The sequence below is a fragment of the Monashia sp. HAY1-2A genome (genome assembly GCF_056755315.1).
This window is the reverse complement of sequence record NZ_JBNDHY010000253.1, coordinates 1-3,262: the sequence shown is the minus strand read 5'-3', so window position 1 is coordinate 3,262 and position 3,262 is coordinate 1. Positions and strand designations below refer to the sequence as shown.

The window sequence follows — 3,262 nt, the reverse complement described above, 5'->3', positions numbered from 1 at the left end:
CGTGACCCCGGTCCGGGTCCCGGTCGACGCGGTGAGCGCGGCGCGGGCGCTCAGCCTCGAGGACTGACGCGTGAGGCGTGTCGCCGCTCGACGTTCGGTGCGCGTCCGCGTGCCGGCGAGCAGCGCCAACCTCGGCCCCGGGTTCGACTCGATCGGGCTCGCCCTCGGCATCTGGGACGAGTACGTCGTCACGACGGCGGACACGCCGGGGCTGGTCATCACGGTGGCCGGCGAGGCCGCCGGGGACGTGCCCACCGACGAGAGCCACCTCGTGCACGCCGCGATGCGCCACACGTGGGACCGACTCGGCGTCGAGGCCCCCGCGGGACTGACCCTGACCGCACGCAACGGCGTGCCGCACGGGCGCGGTCTGGGCTCCTCGGCAACCGCTATCGTCGCGGGAGTCGTTGCCGCACAAGCACTTTCAGGGCCGGATGCGGGCTGGGACGCGGATGCCGCCGCCTCGTACCGGACCGACGGATGGCCCGAGCCGGGGGCGGACGTGCCGGTCGACCTCGACCTCGCCGACGACATCGCCAGCCGGCTCGAGGGGCACCCCGACAACGCCTCCGCGAGCGTCTTCGGCGGGCTCACCGTCAGCTGGATGCCCGACGGCACCGGCGCCGACCGCGGTGAGCGCACGGTCACCGCGCGCCCGGTCCTGCACCCCGACGTCGAGGTCGTCGTGCTCGTCCCCGACACCCAGCTCGCGACGCGCACCGCGCGCTCGGTGCTGCCCGACGTGGTGCCGCTGCGCGACGCCGCAGCGGGCGCGGGACGCGCTGCGCTCCTCGTCCACGCCCTGACCACCGAGCCGTCACACCTGCACGCGGCCACGCGCGACTGGCTGCACCAGGAGGCCCGGCGGTCCTCGTACCCCGACACGATGGCCGTCGTCGACGTGCTGCGCGCCCGGGGCCAGGCCGCGGTGGTGTCGGGTGCGGGGCCGAGCGTCCTCGTCCTGACGACCCGCGCGCGGAGCGCCGACGTGCAGGTCCCGCCGGGATGCGTCGGCTGGCGCCGCCTGGCCCCCGGCGTGCCCGCGACCGGGGCCGTCGTCTCCGCGCTCTGAGCCGCGGCCGCGACGAGCAGGCCGCTCGCTCCCGGCGCACGGCGAGGACGTCAGGTCCGTCCCACCCGCGAGGGGGTCGGATGGTATCCTGCGGGTGCACCACACGCCGCGAGCTTCGCAGGCCGGTGTATCACCCCCACGCCGAGGCCCTCTCCACCGCCTCACGGCGCCGTGCGCCGTCGTGGACCACCTTCAGGCCAGCACTGGCCCAAGTCCGACCCGTGGGAGTTCGTCCCGGGTCGCAAACGAGGGGGAAGGATCCTTCGTGTCAGAAACCACCACCCGCCCGGTGTCGGGCCTGTCCGCGATGAAGCTGGACGAGCTCAAGGGCGTCGCGTCCTCCATGGGCATCAAGGGCACCGGGAGGATGCGCAAGAGCGACCTCGTCGAGGCCATCCGGGCCCGTCAGTCCGGCGGCTCGTCCGCGCCGGCCGCCGGTTCCGCGCCGGCGACCGGTTCTGCGCCGTCCGACGGTTCGGGCGCGTCGAGCGCCGCCGTCGAGGCCGAGACCCGATCTGCGCCCACGGACGTCGCGGGCGAGCAGGGCGGCGCGGCCCGCGTCCGCACGTCGCGTCGGGCCAGTCGTCCGGCGGGCACGGCGCTCGAGCCCGACGCCTCGGCCGCGGCGAGCGCGCCGGCGTCGGCGGGCGATCGGACGCCCACCTCCGAGGGCGGCGACTCCTCCCGCGAGCGTCGTGAGGACCGGGGCGCTGGCGCGCGCACCGAGCGTGCCGACCGTGCCGAGCGTGCCGAGCGTTCCGAGCGTTCCGAGCGTTCCGAGCGTTCCGAGCGCACCGACCGCGCGGACCGTGCCGACCGGACGGACCGTGGCGACCGCACCGACCGCACGGACCGTGACGAGCGTGCGGACGCCGCGGTGCGCGAGGCACGTGACGGCCGCCAGAACGAGCGCCAGGGTGACCGCCCGAACCGCGGGACTCAGAACCGGGACCAGAACCGGGACCAGAACCGGGAGCAGAACCGCGAGCAGAACCGGGACCAGAGCCGCGACCAGAACCGCGAGCAGAACCGGGACCAGAACCGCGACCAGAACCGGGACCAGAACCGCGACCAGAACCGGATCGACGACGACGATCGCGGCGGCCGCCGCAGCCGCAACCGGCAGCGCAACCGTGACCGCAAGCGGGGCCGGGGCCGCGAAGGTGGCCAGGACTGGGTCGAGACCGACCTGCAGGTCGGCGACGACGACGTCCTCGTGCCCGTGGCCGGCATCCTCGACGTCCTCGACAACTACGCGTTCGTCCGCACGTCCGGCTACCTCGCCGGCCCGAACGACGTCTACGTCCCGCTCGGCATGGTCAAGAAGCACGGCCTGCGCAAGGGCGACGCCGTCACGGGCGCGGTCAAGGCGCTGCGCGAGGGCGAGCAGCCGCAGGGCAACGTCGGCCGGCAGAAGTACAACGCGCTGGTCCGCCTGGACAGCATCAACGGCGCCGGTGCCGACGACGCCGCCAAGCGCGTCGAGTTCGGCAAGCTGACGCCGCTCTACCCGCAGCAGCGCCTGCGGCTCGAGACCGAGCCGGGCCAGCTGACGACGCGCATCATCGACCTCGTCGCCCCCATCGGCAAGGGCCAGCGCGGGCTCATCGTCGCGCCGGCCAAGGCCGGCAAGACGATGGTCATGCAGGCCATCGCCAACGCCATCACGACGAACAACCCCGAGTGCCACCTCATGGTCGTCCTCGTCGACGAGCGTCCGGAGGAGGTCACCGAGATGCAGCGCGCCGTCAAGGGCGAGGTCATCGCCTCGACCTTCGACCGGCCCGCGGAGGACCACACGACGGTTGCCGAGCTCGCCATCGAGCGGGCCAAGCGACTCGTCGAGCTCGGCCACGACGTCGTCGTCCTGCTCGACTCGATCACCAAGCTGGGCCGGGCCTACAACCTCGCCGCGCCGGCGAGCGGCCGGATCCTGTCCGGCGGCGTCGACTCGGCTGCGCTCTACCCGCCGAAGAAGTTCTTCGGCGCGGCTCGCAACATCGAGAACGGCGGCTCGCTGACGATCCTCGCCACCGCGCTCGTCGAGACGGGCTCGAAGATGGACGAGGTGATCTTCGAGGAGTTCAAGGGCACCGGCAACATGGAGCTCAAACTCGACCGGCAGCTGGCCAACCGCCGCATCTTCCCGGCCGCTGTCTCTTATACACATCTGACGCTGCCGACGACGGA

General features: G+C 73.5%; 2 protein-coding genes. Both read left to right on the top strand.

Annotation, left to right across the window (positions count from 1 at the left end; genetic code table 11):
* The first annotated feature begins 70 nt into the window (after nt 1-70).
* Nucleotides 71-1,072, top strand: a complete 1,002-nt coding sequence (locus ACPYOM_RS21395; protein ID WP_481347499.1) for a homoserine kinase — start codon at nt 71-73, stop codon at nt 1,070-1,072.
* Nucleotides 1,073-1,379: 307 nt separating this feature from the next.
* Nucleotides 1,380-3,262, top strand: a 1,883-nt coding sequence (gene rho / locus ACPYOM_RS21390) for a transcription termination factor Rho (RefSeq protein WP_481347500.1), incomplete at its 3' end; no start/stop codon positions are given.